Raw genomic sequence first — 19,237 nt, forward strand, 5'->3', positions numbered from 1 at the left:
TGACCTATGAGTACTGAATCCAAATGCCCTCAATGCAATTCCGAACACATCTATCAGGACGGCAACCTTTGGGTCTGCCCCGAGTGCGCCCACGAGTGGAGCGCCCATGCCGCTGAAGCCCCGGCAGAAGAAGCCGTCGATGACGGTGTTATTAAAGATGCCAACGGCAACGTCCTTCAAGATGGTGACACTGTTGTGGTGATCAAAGATCTGAAAATCAAAGGATCTTCCTCTGTCGTCAAAGTCGGAACCAAAGTAAAAAACATCCGCCTGCAATCCGGTGGGGATGGTCACGACATCGCCTGCAAGATTGACGGCTTTGGATCCATGAATCTGAAGTCCGAATTCGTAAAGAAGGCCTGATGACCAGAATTCTGATTCTGACTGCCATGAAAGAGGAACTCAACGACGTCGCGGGCCTGCCCTCGGCGCCGATGGCCTCTTTGGCACCTTTTGCCGTCCCGGTGTGGAAGCTGCAAAATAAAGAATCAGACATTCTTATCGCTCAGACTGGCATTGGTCCCATCAATGCCAGTTCAGTTCTGACGTCGTTTCTAAGCACATATAAATTTGATGTCGTGATGCTATTGGGATTGGGCGGAGCCATCGACCCGGGCCTTAAGCTTGGCGATATCTGCATTGCCACGGACGTCATTCAGCACGATGCCATCTGTTCGTCCAACCACGGATTAGAGTACATGGCCAGCGGAGAACTGCACCTGTCTTTGCCTCCAGAAAAACGCAAATCCATCAAGATCAAAGCCTCGGCGCAATGGAATCAGAAGATCGACGGTCTGTTGAAGAATAGCCCCTGCGCAGTTCACCATGGCACTGTTTTATCTGGATCTGAGTTTGTTGGCGGCACGGTTCGCAAGGATTTACTTAAACGAACATTTGCTGACGCTTTATTGGTAGATATGGAAGCTTGTTCCATCGCTTATCTTTGTGAAAAAGCCCAGGTGCCTTTTGTGATCGTTAAAACGGTGGCTGACACCACTTATAGCAAGCCCACTGATGAATACGTCAACTTCCTGACTTCCAGTCAGAAAAAAACCGCCGATATCATCGACGGCCTTTTAAGCTGATCACTGCGCCCCGCCTTCGACGCCGAAGTGCGCTGGCATCTTGTGTTCGGTCTTGATCCATACAGGACGCTCGCCGGTTTTTTGACTTTGCTTGAACATGCGATGCGCTTTCAATGCCGCCAAAAGGTTGACCACATTAGCCAGCACCCAACGCACTGGCACCATCAATGCCTGACTGAAATCATTCACCCGAATCACGGCACGCATTCTTTGCAGAATACGAATGCCCATGGCCACCGCATTAAAACTCAAAAGCGCCACAAAGAACGGGCTTTGCAGCAGGCTTGGCATGGTCTCCCCTTGCAGGCGCAAAGCAAACATCCCCAGCAGAACCAAGATAGAAAGCAAAACCAGAATGCTGTTCGCGGGGCCCTTCCGGTCCCGCAGCAGGAAGTACCTGTCCACCAGCGTTCCACCCCATTGCAGATTGTGAAAGCCCTGATAAGCAATTCCCAAGGTCCATCGTGACTTCTGGCGGACGCTCGCCATGAAATCACTGGGGAAGTATTCCCGGGTTGCGATAAACTCTTTTTGTCCGTCCGGTTTCTCAAGCTCAGCGCACACAAAACGGCTTTTAAAGCCCATAGGCTTGGCGATAATTCCCAGATGATAGTCTTCAGTCAAAGTGTCTTCTTTTAAAAGCTGCCCGTTTTGCCGCGCCATCATACCCGTCACCAGGTTTCGCGACATACAAGTTCCCACCCCGGCGGAAGGAATGGCGGCGCCCAGTTCCTGACGGACCAAAAGATCTTTGGTGTGCGCTTCGCTGAATTCGTCAATATAGATGCCACCCACTAAAGATGATTTGGGCACATCAAAAGAAAACACCGGAATTTGAATGAAGTCAGCCTCGCGACTGTGATAGTTCATCAAGGTGAATGCGTGAGGGTGCAAAACATCCTCTGAATCCTGCAACAAAAAAAGATCCATCGTCTGGCCCGTGACTTTTTCGGATTGAATAATCTGCCGGGCGATTTCGTTCAGCATCTGCCCCTTGGAGGTTGGTCCCGCCTGGGTGTTTACAACTACGACAACTCTGTCCGGGAAGAGGCGCTCAAGTTTACTGGCCTCTTCCCATGTGGCGATGTCGTTGGGGTAAACACCCAGAAAGAACTTATAATTCTGATATTCAATACCTTGGACATTCCCTCGGATCATCGGCCCGATAACATCGGCCTCTTTCCAATTGGCGATCATGATAGCAATATGTTTCTGCTTCAGCGACTTCATCGTCAACAAAGCCGAGTGCCCAATACGCTGAGGCTTCAGCCTGCGCACCACGGCCACCACGTCAATGAACAGATCGTCCAAAATGAAGGCCGCCGTTGCCATCACCACCAGCCAGCTCAACAGCGAGAAAGCATCATGATATTCCCAGGTCCATTCCATTAAAAGATTCCTCCGACGACCAAAAGACCTTCAAGTTCTCCGCTGTGTGTGTGCTTTTCCAGTGGGTGAAACAACAGCGCCGACATATTCCAGGAATTTTCAAACCATCCCGTGCGCCCGCCGACACGCCATTCGGTCATGGTCGGCCCCAGATCGGCGCTGCGACTTTCACGTGCATAGAATTCACCATAAGCGTCCACTTTCAGTTTCGTTAGCGGCGACCAGCGATAACCCTGCTTGACCCAGGCAATAGACACCGGCGTGGACGACAGGCGCGGCACATAGGACGCTTCCCCATAGACATCAGTGAAGACCTGCGCAATCGGCCAGCTAAAGAAATATCCCGCCGCTGCGACCATGCGTGGATCCCATGTTGTGGCCGCCGGTTGCTCTTCATTGCCGACCACCGTGCGATAGCCCACCTGGGCCCCGACACTCATCCACTCGACGGGACGAAGCTGCAACCCCACGTGCGGGTTGACCGTGTTGTCATAGTATTTGGCTTTGGCTCCAGAGGACTGATACTGAATATTGGCACCCAAGTAAGCTGCGAGCTTCGCCGATAGAATCTCGGCAACCGGATGGTAATAGCGAAGGCGTGTGTCGGTGACGACATCATAGTCGTAAAAATAGCTGCTTTCAGAATACAGTTCGACAAAGCCCTTCGGTGCAGGCTTTGCACTCATCACCATTTTTTCGGCCAGCACATCCTTGGCTTCATCCGCTTTTGCAGTTGCACAAAAGATAGATGTAAATACAAAAAGTGAACATATATAACGAAACGTCATCCGCAATTCCTTCGCAAAGAGTTCGTGGGAAGGTAGACGGTAAATGAATTTCGCGGCAATGAAGAGTTAAACTCTTGTAAGTATATAGGAGTTGCCAACGAATAATCTGCGACACTACGGTTGAACGCATGAAAACACTACTCGTCGTATTTGGAACAAGACCTGAAGCTGTGAAATTGGCCCCGCTTATTCTGCAAGCTAAACAAGATCCGCGCTTTCGCGTGATCGTTGGCTCGACCGGGCAACATCGGGAAATGCTTAGACCTCTTTTGAACTTCTTCCAGATCGAGCCTGATTTTGATTTGGATCTGATGAGACCCGGACAAAGCCTTGCAGACATCTCAACATCTGTGATGAAAGGTCTGCATGATTACCTGTCGAACAACAAGGTGGATGGCATCTTGGTTCAAGGTGACACCACGACTTGCTTTATAGCAGGCCTGGTCGCTTTCTATCATCGCATCCCGATCATCCACGTCGAAGCAGGGCTTCGCTCCGGCGACATCAATTCACCCTTCCCGGAAGAGTTCAATCGCAAAGCCACAGGCCTGTTAGCAAAGTTCCACTTCGCCCCCACAGAAACCTCGCGGGAAAATCTATTAAAAGAGCACTACCCGTCTGATGACATCTATGTGACGGGCAACACAGGCATCGACACCTTGTTCGAAGTGCGTAAGCGCCTGCAAAAATCAGATATCTATAATCAGGAGCTGAACGAACGTTTTGCCTTTTTAGATCCTTTGAAAAAACTGATTCTGGTCACCGTCCACCGTCGCGAATCCTTTGGCACGCCGATGGAAGAAGTGATGAAAGGACTGGTGGCCCTGTCAGAACGTCAGGATGTGGAAATTCTGATTCCACTTCATATGAATCCGCAAGTGCGGGCTTCGGCACGCAAGATCTTTGGGGACCGCGCCCGGTGGATTGACAAGGGACTGCCGGTAAATCCCGGGGAAAGTAAAATCTGGCTGTGTGAGCCCATCGACTATGTCCCGTTTGTCTATTTGATGGAAAAAGCCCACAAGATCATCACGGACTCTGGCGGCGTTCAGGAAGAGGCACCGTCCTTGGGGAAACCTATTTTGGTGGCCCGGGAAAAAACCGAAAGACCCGAAGCCATCGCCGCCGGAACATCGATGCTGATTCCCCTGCAGGAAAAAGCTTTCTTCAACACCGCCACCCAGGTCCTGGATACACCCGAGATCTTTGAACGCATGTCGCAAGCAAAAAATCCATTCGGTGACGGCAAAGCCTCGGAACGCATTCTGGAAGTCCTGGCCGACAAGCTTTAAGGTGAAACATGAAAGTCCTAGCCTCCATTTTGACAATTGTGTTCGTGGTGCTGGCATCGATCAGCGCGTACGCCCAAAGTGTCGCTATGCGAGGCCTGCGCGTGGATCCGGCGTACTTCAGTCGTCTTTATCCAAATCAATCCATTGAAGCGATCGCTAGACGCGTGGTGACTCAAGCAAAACGCGCTGGCGCAAATACTTTGTTTTTATATGCCTACAGTCCCCTGCATGGATCGTTCTATCGTACCACCTACCCGTTCACCGAAGTCGAAGAACAAATGGGCGAAGACAATGTGTTCTTGGAAGTCTATAACACCGCCAGGGCCCAGGGATTGAAAGTGGTCGCCGTTATTCCGGTCAATGATTTTAAAAAACTTTGGGAGGAACATCCGGACTGGCGTTCTAAAATGCGCAATGGCCTGGACTATAAACCCTTTGCCAGGACTCATCACCTATCCGCCTGGCATCCCGCTTATCGCGCGTGGTTTCGGGGCTATGTTCATGATTTACTGCAAAAGTTCCCGGATCTCTACGCCATCGAGGCCGTGGAGCCCACGGTCGACTGTTTTTGGACGGGTGAACCTGATTACAATCCGGTCGCGAATGCCGAATTCAAACGACACTATCCTCAAGGCTTACTTGGAGACGCGAACTGGTTTAAATTTCGTGCGCAAGGTTTGACGGACCTCGTAGCGATCATGTCCAAAGTGGCCCACGAACACCGAATATTGTCCGCCGTGGTTCACACCTGGCCCGCACACGCCAACGGCCGTTTGATGAGCTCTGAACAAATCCGCGATCAGGTGGGATTTGATTTTGATGGAACCCTAAATTTCGTGGGACCTGAAAAGATCGATATCATCGTGGGTGAATTCTTGTGGCAGCAATGGGCCGGCGAATATGGAGGATCGGTCTTTACTCCGGAATGGACCCGCCGGGCCTCTTTGGATTTTGTTCGTTTTGTCGCCGGTCGCAGTCTGCCCATTTTACATGTCGAGATTTCACCATGGTACGGACAAGACAGCATGGTGCAGCCCACCCTGCAAGAGTTCCAAAGAACCCTGTGGGCCATACGTGATCTGGGTTACGGTATAGACGTCTATGATCACAGCCAAATCGAGGATCGCAGCGCTTGGAGCGTATTATCAGATTGGAATCACTGAACTATAAAATGACGGCGAAAGACTTCCGTGACCGGCGCTTTTCCCAAGGGTGAAAAGCCGCGGTTTTCCAATAGATCTGTGTCTTCATCCACCAGCACCTGCCAGATGCCGACCCCATAGAAGCCAAACTCAGTCGATGCCCGCAGTAATGCCTCCCACGAGGCGGCCTGATGCATGTAATTGATGGGTTCGTTGCCCCCTTCATAGTGGTACGGCGAAACAAAGCATTTTTCGACACTGCGATAGCCAACCTCCTGCAACCCCACTTCTTTCGAAACTCCCGTGACCTGGGCGATCTGCTCGACGCTTTTTTGAATCTGTTGCGCAAAGCCTCTGGTCTGAACAGTCAAGTGATTGGCCAGATCCTCGAAGGCTTCAGGATATTTTGACGTTTTCTTTCCCAAGGAACGGTAAAAATCCAATCCCAGAAAATCCAGGGACTGCCAAAGTTCGCGCATGTTGTTCTGATGCAAAGTCTCTTTGCTGTTTTTGGGTTTAAAGGTGATGTCGTGGCGCCATTGTTCCAGCTCCCCGCCCCAGGTGCGTTTGGCATTTTCCAGCACGAACTGATCCGTGAAGTTGGCTCCGTAAGTGACCGCGACACCACTGGGGTGCAGGCGTTCCTTGGCGGCTTTGATGAAGGTCACCCACTTATCCGGAAAGCCAAAGCGCCACTTGGGCTTGCGACTGCCCAAGCCGGAAGTCATCGAATGCATCTCGGCCCCGACAGAATACCACTTAGCCCCCACGCTCGCCGCCAATGTCATGTAGCGCTCATGAAATTTGAAATAATTGTTAAACCAACTGACCGGATCTTTGGGTTCGATATTTCCATGCCACCACGTGGTGCCTTTTTCCGTGTAAGGAAATTCTCCCTTAGGCCCCACCACCAGCAGTATCGGCCGAAAGGCCACATCCATTCCCAATTGCTTTGCATAGGCAGCCAATGCCCGGATGTGAAATTCTTCTTCGGGGCGCAGGGATTCAGGGATCACTGAATTGATCTCACTGCCTTTGCCGGTGATCATGTGGCCTCGCATATTCAAGATCAAAACTTTGACGCCAAGCTGTTGAATTTTCTCCAGCAGGCGTCGCACCCGCTGTCCCTGTTCGGTTTCATCAACGCGAAAACCCAAAGGATGGTAAGTGACGATATTAATGGCGGGCTCAAACGCGGCCGCCGTCCACGAAAACAGGCAAAGAAAAAGAATCATTCCAATTTGCGTCTTCATGGCACTATTTTAGATTTGCATGCGTCTGCGCGATACCAGTTTGTCCCTGAATATTCACACACCTTGCGCGGCAAAAGCTTCTTTTACCATAAAATCTCCGATAGACTTTGGCTTCCAGCAAATACCGGAGGTCACCATGATTCCAAAGTTTGAAGTTTCAATCATCATTCAAAAGCCCGTGAACGAAGTTTTTGATGCCGTTTACAATCCAAAGAAAATCAGCGCGTATTTTACGACAGCGGGATCATCGGCTCCGTTGAAAGAAGGCACAACTGTGCAGTGGGAATTTGCGGACTTCGCTGGTCCATTCCCCGTGCCAGTAAAACAAGTCATTCAGGACAAGCTGATTGTGATCGAATGGGAGGCCGAGGCCGGTGGCTACAACACCAAAACAGAATTTGTCTTTGAAGCTTTGAACGACAAAGAAACCAAAGTGAAGATCTATGAAACCGGCTGGAAAGAAGATGAAGCCGGCATCAGCAGTTCTTACAAAAACTGCATGGGCTGGTCCCAAATGGCCTGCGCGATGAAGGCGTATCTGGAATACGGCATCAACCTGCGCCAAGGCGCATACAAGCCTCTTTACTCTTAAGACAAAGGGCCTGCAAAAGACCTATTTCCTGGAGGCAAAATAGCAGTTCGTTTACTGTAATCTGATGGAAATAGGTCAAATTCTCTCCTACGACGAACTACGCACATTCTCTGGATTTCAAATTCAACATGGAATGAACTATTCTACCCCAAAAGGGGGTCATGTCTTTCTCATGTCCATGAGAGAAAATGCCCCATATGAAGACTGGATCTCAGAAGATGGATCTTTGGTAGAATACGAAGGCCACAATCAAACGAAAAGCCTTTGCGATGATCCTGAAAGAACTGACCAGCCACGCAAAAATAAAAGTGGAAGTCTCACCAAAAATGGTAAGTTCGAGCAAGAGGCCTTAAAGTTTAAAAATTATGGAATCGGCCCCTGCAAGATTTCTATCTTCAATAAAGTCAAAGACGGCATTTGGACATTCTGCGGAGTTTTTTCTCTTATCGACGTGAGCTATATCCAAGTAGGTCCACGTAAAGTCTTTCGCTTCAAACTTCAACTGGCGGAGTCAAATCCCCAAACCCATTCCGTCGTAGACTTGAGACACGATCGAATGATTCCCAGCGAAATTCAAGCGGCGGTCTTTAAACGCGATCAAGGCCGCTGTGTAAAGTGTGGTTCAACGGAAAACCTTCACTTTGATCACATACTACCCTACTCCAAAGGTGGATCCTCAAAGAAAATTGAGAACATTCAAATTCTCTGCGCCAAGCACAACCTTTCCAAAGGAAATCGCTTTGTCTAAAAAGACTTCTTACTTCAAAGACCATAAACGTCGACTTGCGAAGATGAGCATCTCGACAAGCGCCTTTCGCCGGCAAGGCAAGCAAGGTTTAATTCGCTTTACTCAAAACTACATAAACGAGAGAATTGATCTTCATACTTTTGCTAAAGCCCTAAGATCTGGCAATTACCAAAAATATCTAGACAAGCAGACTCTGCTTTTAGTTCAAGCTGCAAAAAAGTATAATTGCCGTTGGGGGACAGCTCGCAAAGGTCTAAATATTTTCTTCCGAGACGTTCTATACAACAGCTACTTTATCAACGAACTGAAACTCAACTTAAACCATGGTTGGCACCTAGAAATTCCTTTAGACAGCAAAACAATGAGTCAGATTCGCCGACTTCACAAATCCGAAAATTTGCAGTCGCTAGGTTTTGCAACACCCCAAACAACCTCAATTATCGCCCTGCATCCAGAGAACTCACTTAAATATCAAATAGCTGCCACTGCAATTGCCAAAGCGAAGTACCAAAAACACACCCGGGTCGACCTCGATATGGAGTTTTGGACCACTTAATCCCCTTGCCGAGCTTTCGGCAGCCACCGATTCCCCGGCAGATTCACCTGCCGGGTTCCCGACAGACTCCTTATCAGATCAAATTAAACGCACTTTCAGCCCTCATCTAGGCTGGCACAACCGGTGCTTTATAGATCTGCATAACGCTGGCGCTGATGCCGGCAACATAAAAACACTAAGGAGTTCCCAATGAAAAAACAAATCGCTGCTCTGATCTTGATTGTATCTTCCGCTTTCGCTACTTCTGCTCACGCAGACAACCTAAGTGCCCTGCTAACGGTTCTACAAAATGGCAGTGCACCCACTGAAAAAATGGAAATGAAAGACTACAATCGCTGCACCGATGAAGAACTGGCTTCCGGGATGTGTATCCTGAAAATGTCAGCCGCGATGACGACAATGATGGATATCAAAATAGCTGAAGGTAAAAAAGTTCAGTTCTCTGCTGATCCGGAGTGTGGCCGCGACGTGATCGTGCGCGATCCAACCAACTACGAACTGGATCTGCGTTCCGAAACTGAATTCAAAGATTCCGGCACTTACACTGTAAACAACCGTGGATTCAGAAATTGTGAAATCCAGGTTGTGATCGCAGCCCCACAACTTTAAAATTAAAAACGGGAACCAAGGACGGTTCCCGTTTTCGTTTTTTCGGGCTATTCAAGCACCGGATGCTTGCCGTGAACTTGATCCTTGGGAAGCGCATTAAAATGCCACCATTCATGCTCCAGCACTTTGAATCCTTGATCTTCCATCAGGCTTCGCAGCAGCAGGCGGTTTTGCAGTTGTGCCTCGGTCAGTTCACCGGACTGCAAAAAATGCTGTTCTAATTTGGGCTGAGCCAAATCACGGAAATCATCAAACCCGGTCCCCATATCCAGCGGGACTCCATCCTTGGTTTGCAGGCTCAAATCCATCGCCATGCCGAAATTATGAAGTGATCCCGGATAAGGGGCCGCCACATAATTCTGAAACGGCGTTCCCGCCAAGTGGTCATAAAACTGGGCCTGAATACTGCGCGGACGAAGAGCATCCCAAATCAGAAACTGCAAATCCGGATGACTTTCACGCAAGACTGCACAGGCCTTCATAAACATCTCAAAAGCCATGGGCGAGACAAAACAACGATCAAAACCTTTATAAATATCAATATTCATAAAGTTGTCGTTGGTGGCGTATTTCATATCCAGAAAAACTTCAGCCGAAGGTTTAAGCTCTTTGAAGTTTTCTTCAATCCAGGCAATTTGATTTACAAAAGAAGTCATGACTTAACGATACCCGACGACCGGGCCTTCCTCAAGATCTTGTCAGCAGAATAAACTGTCGCGATAGACACAAAGGCCGCGGCCCCCAGTCCCCCGCCAAAGCCCCGCGCAAAGGGAATCAGAAAGAAATAAATCAAACCATAAATCTGACTGGCCAGGAACACCCGCTTCCAGCCCATGCGTGATCGATCGGTCATCCCGACGAAAGTGGCTCCAAAGAAGGCGGCTTGCAGAACCCCGACAAAGGGAAGATTGAACAGGGCCAGAAACCCCGCAAACACCAACGTCAGTCCACTGGACGCTCGCACAGTCGGGAAATGATAGCGATGAATTAAGAAAAAAGTCAGCTCTGCACCCAAGAAGGATAGCAGCATCACCAGAAAGATCATCATAACCAGTGCCTCATTGCCCATCCCAGCAAGGATGAAATAAAGGCAATCAACCCCAGACGCCCGCCCATGCCTTTAAAATAAGGGCTGATTAAAAAATAGATGGTGGAGCCCAGCACCGACACCCACAGAATCTGCCAAGGCCCCGCATCCACCACACGCGAACCCATGGCGATAAAGGCCCCCATGTAAATGGTGGCGTGAACGTGAGTCTTTTCAATGCGTTTGGTATCCGGGATGAACGTCCCCAAAAAACCCGTCAGTGCCGCGGCAACCACCGCACGAATCTGAAACTGTGACTGCAGAAAAAAGCAGAAGAAACTTCCCGCTAAAAAGGCACTGAACTTTAATGCCCAAAGCTCAAAATACTTTAATGAACCGACCAAACCAAACCTCGATCCGGAAAATGTACCAGACCGCTGTTTGCTTGCATACTGCGAAATAACGGTCACAGGCTTAGAATAAAGCTACAAAAACAGGAGGAGTTATGAGAACCCTTGGCGCCTTCTTACTGGCAACTTTTATGGCCTTCCCCACTTTCGCCGCTGAAACCGTCAGCCCCACCCCACAGGACATCAGTTACTTAAGCATTGAGTTCGGTGAAGCCTATCTGGAAGAAACAATCTGGGTGGAAATCGGCATCAATGCCCCCAGCGACAAAACTCTGAAGATCAACGAACTGACGATCTTTGGGGAAATGTACACTGCGACCACCAACTGTGGCGACACAGTCGATCCGGACAAATACTGTGTTGTTGATCTGTACTTCACCCCGAAAGCTCTGGGTGAACATTATGGCGAAATGTATATCGGAACCAGTGAAGGAAACATTCTTTTAAAACTGTATGGTTCAGGAGTCGAAGCGACCCCTGAATAATTTAGCGCACACAAAGATAATTCAACTGTTCAGTAGGATTTAAACTGGTGGCGCTGGTGGACTGACTCCACGGCGCCACATAGACCCGGCCTGATTCCACCGACCAGTAGTCGGTATAAGCTCCGTTATGCCCGACCGAAACACCACCACCATAGTCACCCAGCGTCGCCACCGCTATCAATTCTTTTTCGGTACTGACCCGGCCCCCGCGCATTTCACAGGCAATCAAACTTTGCTTGTAAAGATCATACATCTTAGTCTCCGTCGGCCGATTGATCGAACCTTTAAATAAAAGCGTCAAATTTCTGCCATACACTTTAGCTTGAGCGGGAAAACGAGTTTTTTGAAATTCATGAAAAACATCCTGCGCCAACAACTCGGTGGTTTCAAAGGCATCACCCGCCGCCTCAAAACTTTGAGTTTCACCCGTGCGCAGGTTTTCCACAGTCACGGTGGTATGCATACCGCGGTTGCCAAAGGCGCGAAGGGTGTAAGTGCCCGTGATTTGAAGGTCGCAAGACTCGTGCGGAACTCTTTCCACAAACTGCAAGTTGCGAACGGCTGGATTGTGAAGTCGATACAACTGATCCAACTGGGACTTGAAGCTGACTTCCAGCGTGTCCCCCAAAGCCTTGTCCCGCACCGGGTGCTGAGTCGTCAGGTCGACAAACTGAATGCGCGAGTAAACTTTGTAACCGCCTTGAGGCAAAGGCAACGGCCCGTCAGAGGCTTTGGCAAACACCGAAAAGAAAGCAATTAAAACGCCTGTTATCAAACAAGAGATAAATTGAATCATAGATGCTCCTACGAAGCCTGATTATGCCTCGGGAAATCCACGAAGCACAAACAGCGGAGCTGATAGTGGCAATATCTTAATTAAAGAACACCCAGGGCATAAAGAAGCGTGATGGCTGTGACTGAAGTCCCTGTCAAAATCACCCCACCTTTTACAGCGATCTCTTGGGTGATGCGTGCGTCTGATTTTTCCAACAGCGCCGCGCTTTCATTCAGAGTTTTGTTACCCACATAATAGACATCAAAGGGAACCGGGTTGCCTTCGCTATCTTTGATGCCATTTTTCAAAATCGAGTTCAGCATCTTGTACGGGGAAAAATATCCCCTGCGGCTGCCACCCACATAAAGACCTGCGGTCGTTGCCAAAGCCTTGCAGGCCGTCTTGCTGCAGGACAAACCACTCTTGTCATTAAAGGCTTTCAACTTCACCCGGTCGATCGCCGTGGAATGAATGCGAATGATGATACCGGCATCCAACAAGTCGGTAGCTCTGACTTGCGTTTGTCGTCCGATGATATCCCCGTCCAAGCGCAGTTTGTTGGCCACCACATAGGCATGGCCGTATTCAGAAAAACCAATCAGTAAATCCTGGGTATTCCCCAGAATCTGCTCGGCCTTGTACATGCGGGAATTATAGGGAACCTCGCGGAAGGACACCGGCAGCTTGTCCAGTACGGCTTCTTTGATCTGGAAACCCGGAATATCAAACAGAACATCCTGGCAAAGGTTGACCGCCCGGGCCGGACCCGAGATCAGCATCACAATGAAAATCGCTATCAGCACAAAGGCTCTTTGCATGGATTTCCTTTTTAGGGCACGCACCATCCATCCTTTAGACGATGGATGTGCCACAGAATGCATTCAGCGCCTCCTGCGGGGCCCTTGCTATTGGAAAAGCAAAGACTGAACCAGCAAGACTGTTTCAAAATGAGATTTTCAAGATTTGCTGTATTTTTGCAGAACAGCTTCAACCGTCGCCATGGTCAGAGGTTTGGCCAAGAAGTCACTCATCCCCACCTGCGCACAGCGCTCTTTTTCTTCGGCGATTTCTGTGGCGGTCATGGCTATGATCGGCAGGTTCTTGAACTTGGGATTTTCACGAATTACTTGCGTGGCAAGAAATCCGTCCATTTCGGGCATGTGACAATCCATCAGGATCAAATCGAAATCTGATGTTTGCAGCTTTTCTAAAGCCAGTTTGCCATTTTCCACCATCGTGATGTTATGGCCCAGCTTTACCAGCATGCCCCGGACGATCAGTTGATTGACCGTATTATCTTCAGCCACAAGTATGTTCAATGGTTTCATGGCAGGTCCTGAATCTCTTCAAAAGATCGCATTAAAAGTTTCAACTCCAACGCAAATTCCTGGATCTGCACCTGAAGGATCGCAAATTGAGCTTTCAATTGCTCATGTGTCCAGTCATCGGTGTGGATCTCTAAGATCCGGGCCGTTTCAGCCACATCAGGGCGATGGAAATTAGAAATCGCCCCTTTGATCTTGTGAGTCAGCGCAAAGGCCTTTTTTCGATCCAAATTCTCAATCAGCCCTTGAAGCTCTTCCAGCTCCTCGGCGTATTCATACAGAAAAATATCGGCAGCAGCAGCAAAGATCGAAAAATTTCCCAAAAAACGCGTATCCAGCATCTGACTTAAAAACACCGGGTCCAAACCCGATGCCATCACGTCTGGACAGAGTCTTCTGATTTTTTCTTCGGTGTTGGTCATGCGGCTCCCTGGCTGTTGTCAGCATACCGGAAAGGACTGGCATGTCAAAGGCTGGAAAAAAGCAGCCCGGAGGATTCTCCGGGCAAAGGAAGGCAGAAAAATTAGAACTGAGCTTTCTTAAGGGTCTCTTTAACTTCAATGGAAGTTTTCAGGTCGCCATCGCAGAAATCAATGCCGCAGTCTTTGCGCATTTTAGCTTCGTCGATGAACATCTGGTTGGTATCCACTGTATAAGTGATGTCCTGCATGCCCGCTTCATCACGATAAACCAGCGCCTTGATCTCATAGACGCCCGCGGACTTACGAACTGCAGATGTGAAATTCAGAACATGATCGATTTTGAAGCTGGTCGAAATATTGCCCATCTCAGCAAAAGCTGTGAACGTCAGGTAAATGGAAGCCGTCGGGCTTACATCAGTAGATCGGCCGTGGTCGGTTACAACCACATTCACGGTTTTCAACACGGAATCACGTTCAACTTGCGCCAGTTTCACAACCTGGGAAACAGAAGACACGGGAATTTTCTTGTCGTCAGAGGCAATCGTTTTTGCCTGAACAGAAACAGAAGTCAGAAGAGCAGCGAACGGAAGCAACAATGCTTTTTTCAAGGGGATCTCCTTTGGTTTGTTTAATGAACAGCAAGGTAACTGTTCCTTAGACAAACCGAAAGAGGGCTCATGATGGATTACTAATTTGTACAAAAGGACCGCCAAAATTTGTTGTTTTGGCGTCCATTTTCACGGAATTACCCAGAACCTATGTCAGAACTGCAAGGTCGGCCGGGTTAAAGCCTTTCAGCTCGCCCGTGCGGGCGTCTTTTACTTTCTTCACCCACTGGGGGTCGGTCAACAGAGCGCGGCCCACCGCCACCAGGTCAAAGTCGCCACGATCCAATCGACGGGTCAATTCATCAAGACCACCGACCTCGGCGCCCTGCCCGCGGAAGCTATTTAAGAAGTCTCCACCACTCAGGCCGATAGAGCCCACAGTGATCGTTGGCTTGCCGGTGATTTTCTTAGCCCAACCGGCAAAGTTCAAATCAGAGTCCGCAAACTCAGGCTCCCAGAATCTTCTTTGAGAACAGTGGAAGATATCCACACCCGCTTCAGAAAGTGGCAGCAGCCATTCTTCCATTTCTTTCGGAGTCGTTGCGACCTTGGCGTTATAATCTTGTTGTTTCCACTGCGACAGGCGCAAGATCACCGGGAAGTCCGGGCCGACTTTGGCTCGAACGGCTTTCACCACCTCAACGGCAAATGTATTTCGCGCTGTAATTGTGCTGCCACCAAAACGATCAGTACGCGTATTCATACCTGGCCAGAAAAATTGATCGATCAGATAGCCATGGGCCCCGTGAAGTTCAACGGTGTCAAAGCCCAGGTTCTTGGCGTCCAAGGCGGCTTGCGCATAAGCGTTGATGGTTTTTTGAATGTCTTCGCCTGTCATCTCGGCCGGGCCTTCAAATTGGCTCGGTGGCAACCAGCCGGACTGGCTTGGTTTCATTTTACCCATGTGCCAGATTTGTGGCGCCATCTTGCCGCCTGCTTGGTGAACGGCCGTGATGACCTCTTTCCACTGGGTCAGGGATTTTTCACCATAAAAATGCGGAACGTCTTTTTCGTTGGAAGAAGCCGGACGATTGATCACGGTGCCTTCAGATAAAATCAATCCCACGTCGCCTTCAGCGCGGCGCTGATAGTACTTAGCGACGTCTTCAGTCGGCACACCGTTCGGTGATTTTTGACGCGTCATCGGCGCCATGACGATGCGGTTTTTAAGGTTTAAGCCTTTAAATTGGAAGGGTTGAAAAAGTGAGTGGGTATTCAAGAATGCTCCTTTGACGGACAGATGAAGCATTAATGTTACTATTATTGTTGCAATATTGGAAGCCCTTATGTAACAGTAAGTGGTACATTTTAACGCAAAATCGCATTTATCATGCAAAGGAATCTGAAAATGAATCTGTTTTATTCTCCTGGTGCCTGTGCCCTGGCTTCTCAAATCGCGTTGCGTGAAGCCGGCATGAACTTCGAAATGGTTAAAGTTGATCTGAAAAACAAAGAATACGCTGGCGGCGACTACAAAAAAGTAAACCCAAAAGGTTACATCCCTGCCCTGCAACTGCCTGACGGTCATTTGATGACGGAAGGTGCGGTGATCTTGCAGTGGATCGCGGATCAGGCTCCAGACAAAAATCTTTTGCCGAAATTCGGCACTATGGAGCGCTACAAGGCGATGGAGTGGCTGAACTTTATCGCGACTGAGGTGCACAAGGGTATTGGTTCCCTTTTCAATTCTGCACACATGAACGACGAAACCAAAGCGGCCATTCAGGCAAAAATCCAATTGCGTCTGGGCGTCTTGGATCAGCACCTTCTGAGCAACGCCTATATGTTGGGTGAAAACTTCTCTGTCGTTGATGCTTACGCTTACAACGTTCTTCGCTGGACGAACCTGGTTCATGTCGACACGACAAACCACAAGGGCATCCAAGGCCTTATGGCTAAAATGGCAGAACGCGCTTCCGTGAAAGAAGCGGTTGCGGCAGAAGGCATCCGTCTTTAGTTAGCACATTTGGGCTCAAGGACATTTCCGTGAGCCCAAACCTTATAGTCCGGGCACTTTTCTGCTGCCACCGAAATCAGAAAATCACTTTCACTCACCACCAGATTTTTCAATTTTGGAATCGCTGACACCGCAGCCCAATCCCCGACCGAGTTTTCTGAAAGATCCAGGGTTTCCACCCCTGTAACAGTCTGCAACGCCGTCACATCTGAAATATTATTTCTTTTAAGACTGATGAATTCTTTTTCAGGCAAGTTTTCCAGAAAATCCAGATGTTCGATTTCCATCTTAGAAAGATCCACACGGGGGCTTTCGTTCAGGTACTGAAAGGCCGCCCCACAACTTCCCGCAAATTTCTCCGTCAAAGTTTGAAATACTTTGTCGTTGGAGTTTTGACACCAGTACATGAAAGTCGGAACTCTTGGAAAGGCTATAGAAACCGGCGGCAGGTTGAGGTCACAAGTTTGCAGGTTTTGGAAACAAGCAAGAACCTGATCCTCAATCCCAACCTTGGCTTGATTGACGTTTTCTTTGGTTTTGTCCCACATCTCGCGATAAGCCGCAGGGACAGAGACAACACTTTGCCAGCTTTCCATTTGCCCGGATGTCACTTGCAGCTTGCGATAATCCTCGGAAAGGACTTTCAAGCGTTGCAACGTCTGCTCTTCCTGCGGGTTAAAGAGCGGACTTTTTAGTTCTTTCCAGTCAAAAGATACAATGGAAGACGACGCCCCACCAGCCAGAACCTGATGCAACAAGCCGGTTTGTTTGTTCAGCGCATAGCTTGTCAGTGATTCATAAATGGCAGCACAGGCGTTCAGATCCGCCTGCATATTACACTGAGCCAGGCCCTTCAGTTCATTGGAGGTAAATGTAATAAACTGCTGAGGATCCCCACCCCACTGCAGGGCAGACACCATAAATCCATCCAAGGTTTTATGTTGCTGTAAAACGCGGAATAAAGATTTGAGCGAGCTGCCATCAGCCTGGCTTTCAAAAAGATCGGCCGACTGACGGTTTTTAAAGTACATATCCACTTTCACCAAAATATCGGCGCCAAGGTTTTGGCTATCGATATAGGCTTGCTGGCAATTTTTATCGTCAAGATGAGCTTTCTCTAAGCGAAGGGAAAGGCCCCGCAAGGAAAGACTGTAAAAAAAGATCCGGCGGAAAGACTCTTTCGCCGGCAGCAGAAATCTATCCACGGAACTGCCAGAAAAAAAAGTCTTCTGATTGGGATATTGACCCTGGTTAAATCCCAGCAGCTCATAAACTTGATCCGGAGACAGGTTGCGATTCAGGCTGTTTTTCAGAACCAATTCACCTTGCGAGATTTTACCTCCCGTTGCGCACTGACGTCCCACTTCTCCGGTCAAGACATTGTAACTTCGGCCCAAAGCCAGATTGTCAGGAATGTTGCGACGGGTTTCGGTTAAAAATGCCTGATCATAGTTAAAATCAATATGATGATTGCGTGGGGGCTGACCGCAGCCGATCAGCAATTGAAAGGTAAGAAGAACTGGAAAGTATTTTAGATAATTCATAGGCGGTCACTACCTCGTGCTTTTGAACATCTCTGAATCTTGCAATTCAAGGACCATGTCTTGTCCAACCAATTGCTGATAAAGGTTCTTAGCCATGCCAATTTCCAAAATACAGGACTGATTTTTCTGACAGCGGTTCATAAGGCTTGCGATCTTGCGGGAGGCACTTTTAGCAAAGTTCAAATACTGCTGAACTGAGCGTTGGTGATTCACTTCCAGCTCTGCATTGGCCAGCAGGATTTCAGCCCGAGCCTGTCTTTTAAGGACAGCGGACTGGACTTCGATAAATTGCTCGATGAATTCAGGGTCTGCACCTCCCGTTTCGCTTAAGCTCCAATAGGATGGAAGCAACCCTGTTCTGGCATAAGAATCCAGGTTGTATTGCAGTATCGGAGACTCCTCAAGATTGTCTTCACTATATTCCAAAGACGCCATTTGGGCGGCAAAACCCTCGGGGCCGTTCACATAGTCTAAAATTTGATTTACGATATCCCGGCATGGTTCAACATTGTCCACTCGGCAGCTTTTGATTTCAAACTGCGGCAGTCGGCTTTTGTTCCCGCCAAGCTGGGTGGCAGTTGTCGTGATCAGGGTGTTTTCCTGCAACTTTTGATTTACCACCGTCACCGAGTCGGATTTACAAATCCCCAGGACGCAGACTTCGGTTTTAATGTCGATCTGGTTACGAAAGTACTTTTTAGACAAATCAAGGCGATTATGAACCAGCAACACCCCACCCATGTCAGCACTGTCCAAAAAGCTGTTGCCGCAGATTTCTTCAAAAGCTTTGGGGTCATTCAGTGCCAGGGCATTTTTGCCAATTTCGGTAAGCTCATAATCAATCAATGCAGCTGTTTTACCACGCATTTCATATTTAAAGCCCGTAGAACCCGCCATCGCCCCGTCTTCATAGGACGTCGACGTATAGGCCGAAGCACTGCCGCCCAATACGACGGCGTTGATTTCGGCAGAGACCTTCCCGCTCAAAGAAGATTTAATCCCGTTCAAAGATAGATTCGTCGTCAGTTGCAGCTGCCCTTCGGACAGGCCCCGGTAATGAACCCGTCCTTTCAGACATCGCGCGCGGGGTTCTTTGGATTTGGAATCGTAACCAGTTCCCAAGGCCCAGGCTTCTTGTTCAGCGCGGGGGACAGTCTGCCCCCACGCTGGCAAGGATATTCCCACAAGCGACAACGCTAGAATATTAACAAGAAGTGCCTGAGCATTCAT

At 48.9% G+C, this 19,237-nt stretch carries 24 protein-coding genes; 10 read left to right on the forward strand and 14 right to left on the reverse strand.

The genetic code is table 11. The features are described from left to right. Positions 1-6: 6 nt before the first annotated feature. On the forward strand, positions 7-363 hold the full coding sequence (locus BDT_RS12875; RefSeq protein WP_015091685.1) for a zinc ribbon domain-containing protein YjdM: 357 nt from the start codon (positions 7-9) through the stop codon (positions 361-363). Beyond that, positions 363-1,085 (forward strand): 5'-methylthioadenosine/S-adenosylhomocysteine nucleosidase, encoded by a 723-nt coding sequence (gene mtnN / locus BDT_RS12880; protein ID WP_015091686.1) that lies wholly within the window; start codon positions 363-365, stop codon positions 1,083-1,085. Before BDT_RS12875 ends, mtnN begins: the two co-directional genes overlap by 1 nt. On the opposite strand, the gene BDT_RS12885 is transcribed toward mtnN, so the two are convergent. Then, the gene (locus tag BDT_RS12885) at positions 1,086-2,474 is read right to left on the reverse strand and encodes a glycosyltransferase (protein WP_015091687.1); all 1,389 of its coding nucleotides are present in this window, start codon (positions 2,472-2,474) and stop codon (positions 1,086-1,088) included. Then, the gene (locus tag BDT_RS12890) at positions 2,474-3,262 is read right to left on the reverse strand and encodes a hypothetical protein (protein WP_041577830.1); all 789 of its coding nucleotides are present in this window, start codon (positions 3,260-3,262) and stop codon (positions 2,474-2,476) included. Before BDT_RS12890 ends, BDT_RS12885 begins: the two co-directional genes overlap by 1 nt. Before the next feature lie 128 nt (positions 3,263-3,390). Between BDT_RS12890 and wecB the strand changes: the two genes are divergently transcribed. Then, positions 3,391-4,554 carry a non-hydrolyzing UDP-N-acetylglucosamine 2-epimerase gene (gene wecB / locus BDT_RS12895; protein ID WP_041577832.1) on the forward strand — a complete coding sequence of 388 codons (1,164 nt, stop codon included), beginning with the start codon at positions 3,391-3,393 and terminating at the stop codon, positions 4,552-4,554. 8 nt (positions 4,555-4,562) lie between these two features. Further along, positions 4,563-5,717 carry a hypothetical protein gene (locus BDT_RS12900; protein ID WP_015091690.1) on the forward strand — a complete coding sequence of 385 codons (1,155 nt, stop codon included), beginning with the start codon at positions 4,563-4,565 and terminating at the stop codon, positions 5,715-5,717. Here the strand turns inward: BDT_RS12900 and BDT_RS12905 are convergent. Further along, the gene (locus BDT_RS12905; protein ID WP_148278829.1) at positions 5,711-6,949 is read right to left on the reverse strand and encodes a glycoside hydrolase family 113; all 1,239 of its coding nucleotides are present in this window, start codon (positions 6,947-6,949) and stop codon (positions 5,711-5,713) included. The genes BDT_RS12900 and BDT_RS12905 overlap by 7 nt on opposite strands. A 136-nt stretch (positions 6,950-7,085) precedes the next feature. Between BDT_RS12905 and BDT_RS12910 the strand changes: the two genes are divergently transcribed. The 4 genes from BDT_RS12910 (at position 7,086) to BDT_RS12925 (ending at position 9,454) form a co-directional block, all read left to right on the forward strand. After that, positions 7,086-7,541, forward strand: a complete 456-nt coding sequence (locus BDT_RS12910) for an SRPBCC domain-containing protein (protein WP_015091693.1) — start codon at positions 7,086-7,088, stop codon at positions 7,539-7,541. Between the two features lie 172 nt (positions 7,542-7,713). Then, positions 7,714-8,289 carry an HNH endonuclease gene (locus BDT_RS12915; RefSeq protein ID WP_158320238.1) on the forward strand — a complete coding sequence of 192 codons (576 nt, stop codon included), beginning with the start codon at positions 7,714-7,716 and terminating at the stop codon, positions 8,287-8,289. Next, complete coding sequence (locus tag BDT_RS12920) at positions 8,282-8,845, forward strand: hypothetical protein (RefSeq protein ID WP_041577838.1); 564 nt, start codon at positions 8,282-8,284, stop codon at positions 8,843-8,845. The genes BDT_RS12915 and BDT_RS12920 overlap by 8 nt, the downstream gene beginning before the upstream one ends. A 189-nt stretch (positions 8,846-9,034) precedes the next feature. Next, positions 9,035-9,454, forward strand: a complete 420-nt coding sequence (locus tag BDT_RS12925; RefSeq protein ID WP_015091695.1) for a hypothetical protein — start codon at positions 9,035-9,037, stop codon at positions 9,452-9,454. 47 nt (positions 9,455-9,501) lie between these two features. Here the strand turns inward: BDT_RS12925 and BDT_RS12930 are convergent, their stop codons facing one another. The 3 genes from BDT_RS12930 to BDT_RS12940 are packed head-to-tail and all read right to left on the reverse strand — an operon-like array spanning position 9,502 to position 10,885. Continuing rightward, the gene (locus tag BDT_RS12930; RefSeq protein WP_015091696.1) at positions 9,502-10,110 is read right to left on the reverse strand and encodes a M15 family metallopeptidase; all 609 of its coding nucleotides are present in this window, start codon (positions 10,108-10,110) and stop codon (positions 9,502-9,504) included. Further along, positions 10,107-10,502, reverse strand: coding sequence for a hypothetical protein (locus tag BDT_RS12935; RefSeq protein ID WP_148278830.1), 396 nt, complete (start codon positions 10,500-10,502; stop codon positions 10,107-10,109). The genes BDT_RS12930 and BDT_RS12935 overlap by 4 nt, the downstream gene beginning before the upstream one ends. Then, a complete protein-coding gene (locus BDT_RS12940) occupies positions 10,499-10,885 on the reverse strand; it encodes a hypothetical protein (protein ID WP_041577840.1) in 387 nt (128 codons plus the stop codon). The genes BDT_RS12935 and BDT_RS12940 overlap by 4 nt, the downstream gene beginning before the upstream one ends. A 101-nt stretch (positions 10,886-10,986) precedes the next feature. Here BDT_RS12940 and BDT_RS12945 point away from each other — a divergent pair, with 101 nt between their 5' ends. Next, positions 10,987-11,376: a hypothetical protein gene (locus tag BDT_RS12945; protein ID WP_041577842.1), complete on the forward strand. Its 390-nt coding sequence runs from the start codon at positions 10,987-10,989 to the stop codon at positions 11,374-11,376. Position 11,377: 1 nt separating this feature from the next. Here the strand turns inward: BDT_RS12945 and BDT_RS12950 are convergent, their stop codons facing one another. The 6 genes from BDT_RS12950 to BDT_RS12975 form a co-directional block, all read right to left on the reverse strand. After that, positions 11,378-12,172 (reverse strand): hypothetical protein, encoded by a 795-nt coding sequence (locus BDT_RS12950; RefSeq protein WP_051026312.1) that lies wholly within the window; start codon positions 12,170-12,172, stop codon positions 11,378-11,380. Positions 12,173-12,252: 80 nt separating this feature from the next. Beyond that, entirely contained in the window at positions 12,253-13,032 is a 780-nt protein-coding gene (locus BDT_RS12955; protein WP_041577843.1) for a hypothetical protein, read from the reverse strand. A 75-nt stretch (positions 13,033-13,107) separates the two neighbouring features. Further along, positions 13,108-13,479, reverse strand: a complete 372-nt coding sequence (locus BDT_RS12960; protein ID WP_041577844.1) for a response regulator — start codon at positions 13,477-13,479, stop codon at positions 13,108-13,110. Next, the gene (locus BDT_RS12965) at positions 13,476-13,898 is read right to left on the reverse strand and encodes an Hpt domain-containing protein (RefSeq protein ID WP_015091703.1); all 423 of its coding nucleotides are present in this window, start codon (positions 13,896-13,898) and stop codon (positions 13,476-13,478) included. The genes BDT_RS12960 and BDT_RS12965 overlap by 4 nt, the downstream gene beginning before the upstream one ends. A gap of 101 nt (positions 13,899-13,999) precedes the next feature. Beyond that, complete coding sequence (locus BDT_RS12970) at positions 14,000-14,506, reverse strand: hypothetical protein (protein ID WP_015091704.1); 507 nt, start codon at positions 14,504-14,506, stop codon at positions 14,000-14,002. Between the two features lie 148 nt (positions 14,507-14,654). Next, positions 14,655-15,725 carry an NADH:flavin oxidoreductase gene (locus BDT_RS12975; RefSeq protein ID WP_041578362.1) on the reverse strand — a complete coding sequence of 357 codons (1,071 nt, stop codon included), beginning with the start codon at positions 15,723-15,725 and terminating at the stop codon, positions 14,655-14,657. A gap of 129 nt (positions 15,726-15,854) precedes the next feature. Between BDT_RS12975 and gstA the strand changes: the two genes are divergently transcribed. Continuing rightward, on the forward strand, positions 15,855-16,463 hold the full coding sequence (gene gstA, locus BDT_RS12980; protein ID WP_041577845.1) for a glutathione transferase GstA: 609 nt from the start codon (positions 15,855-15,857) through the stop codon (positions 16,461-16,463). Here the strand turns inward: gstA and BDT_RS12985 are convergent. Together BDT_RS12985 and BDT_RS12990 are read right to left on the reverse strand one after the other, a co-directional pair. Then, positions 16,460-18,007 carry a hypothetical protein gene (locus tag BDT_RS12985; protein WP_041577846.1) on the reverse strand — a complete coding sequence of 516 codons (1,548 nt, stop codon included), beginning with the start codon at positions 18,005-18,007 and terminating at the stop codon, positions 16,460-16,462. The genes gstA and BDT_RS12985 overlap by 4 nt on opposite strands. 9 nt (positions 18,008-18,016) lie before the next feature. Continuing rightward, positions 18,017-19,237, reverse strand: a complete 1,221-nt coding sequence (locus tag BDT_RS12990; RefSeq protein WP_041577847.1) for a hypothetical protein — start codon at positions 19,235-19,237, stop codon at positions 18,017-18,019.

This window comes from Bdellovibrio bacteriovorus str. Tiberius, from assembly GCF_000317895.1.
In the GTDB taxonomy this organism is placed as follows: Bacteria; Bdellovibrionota; Bdellovibrionia; order Bdellovibrionales; family Bdellovibrionaceae; genus Bdellovibrio; species Bdellovibrio bacteriovorus_F.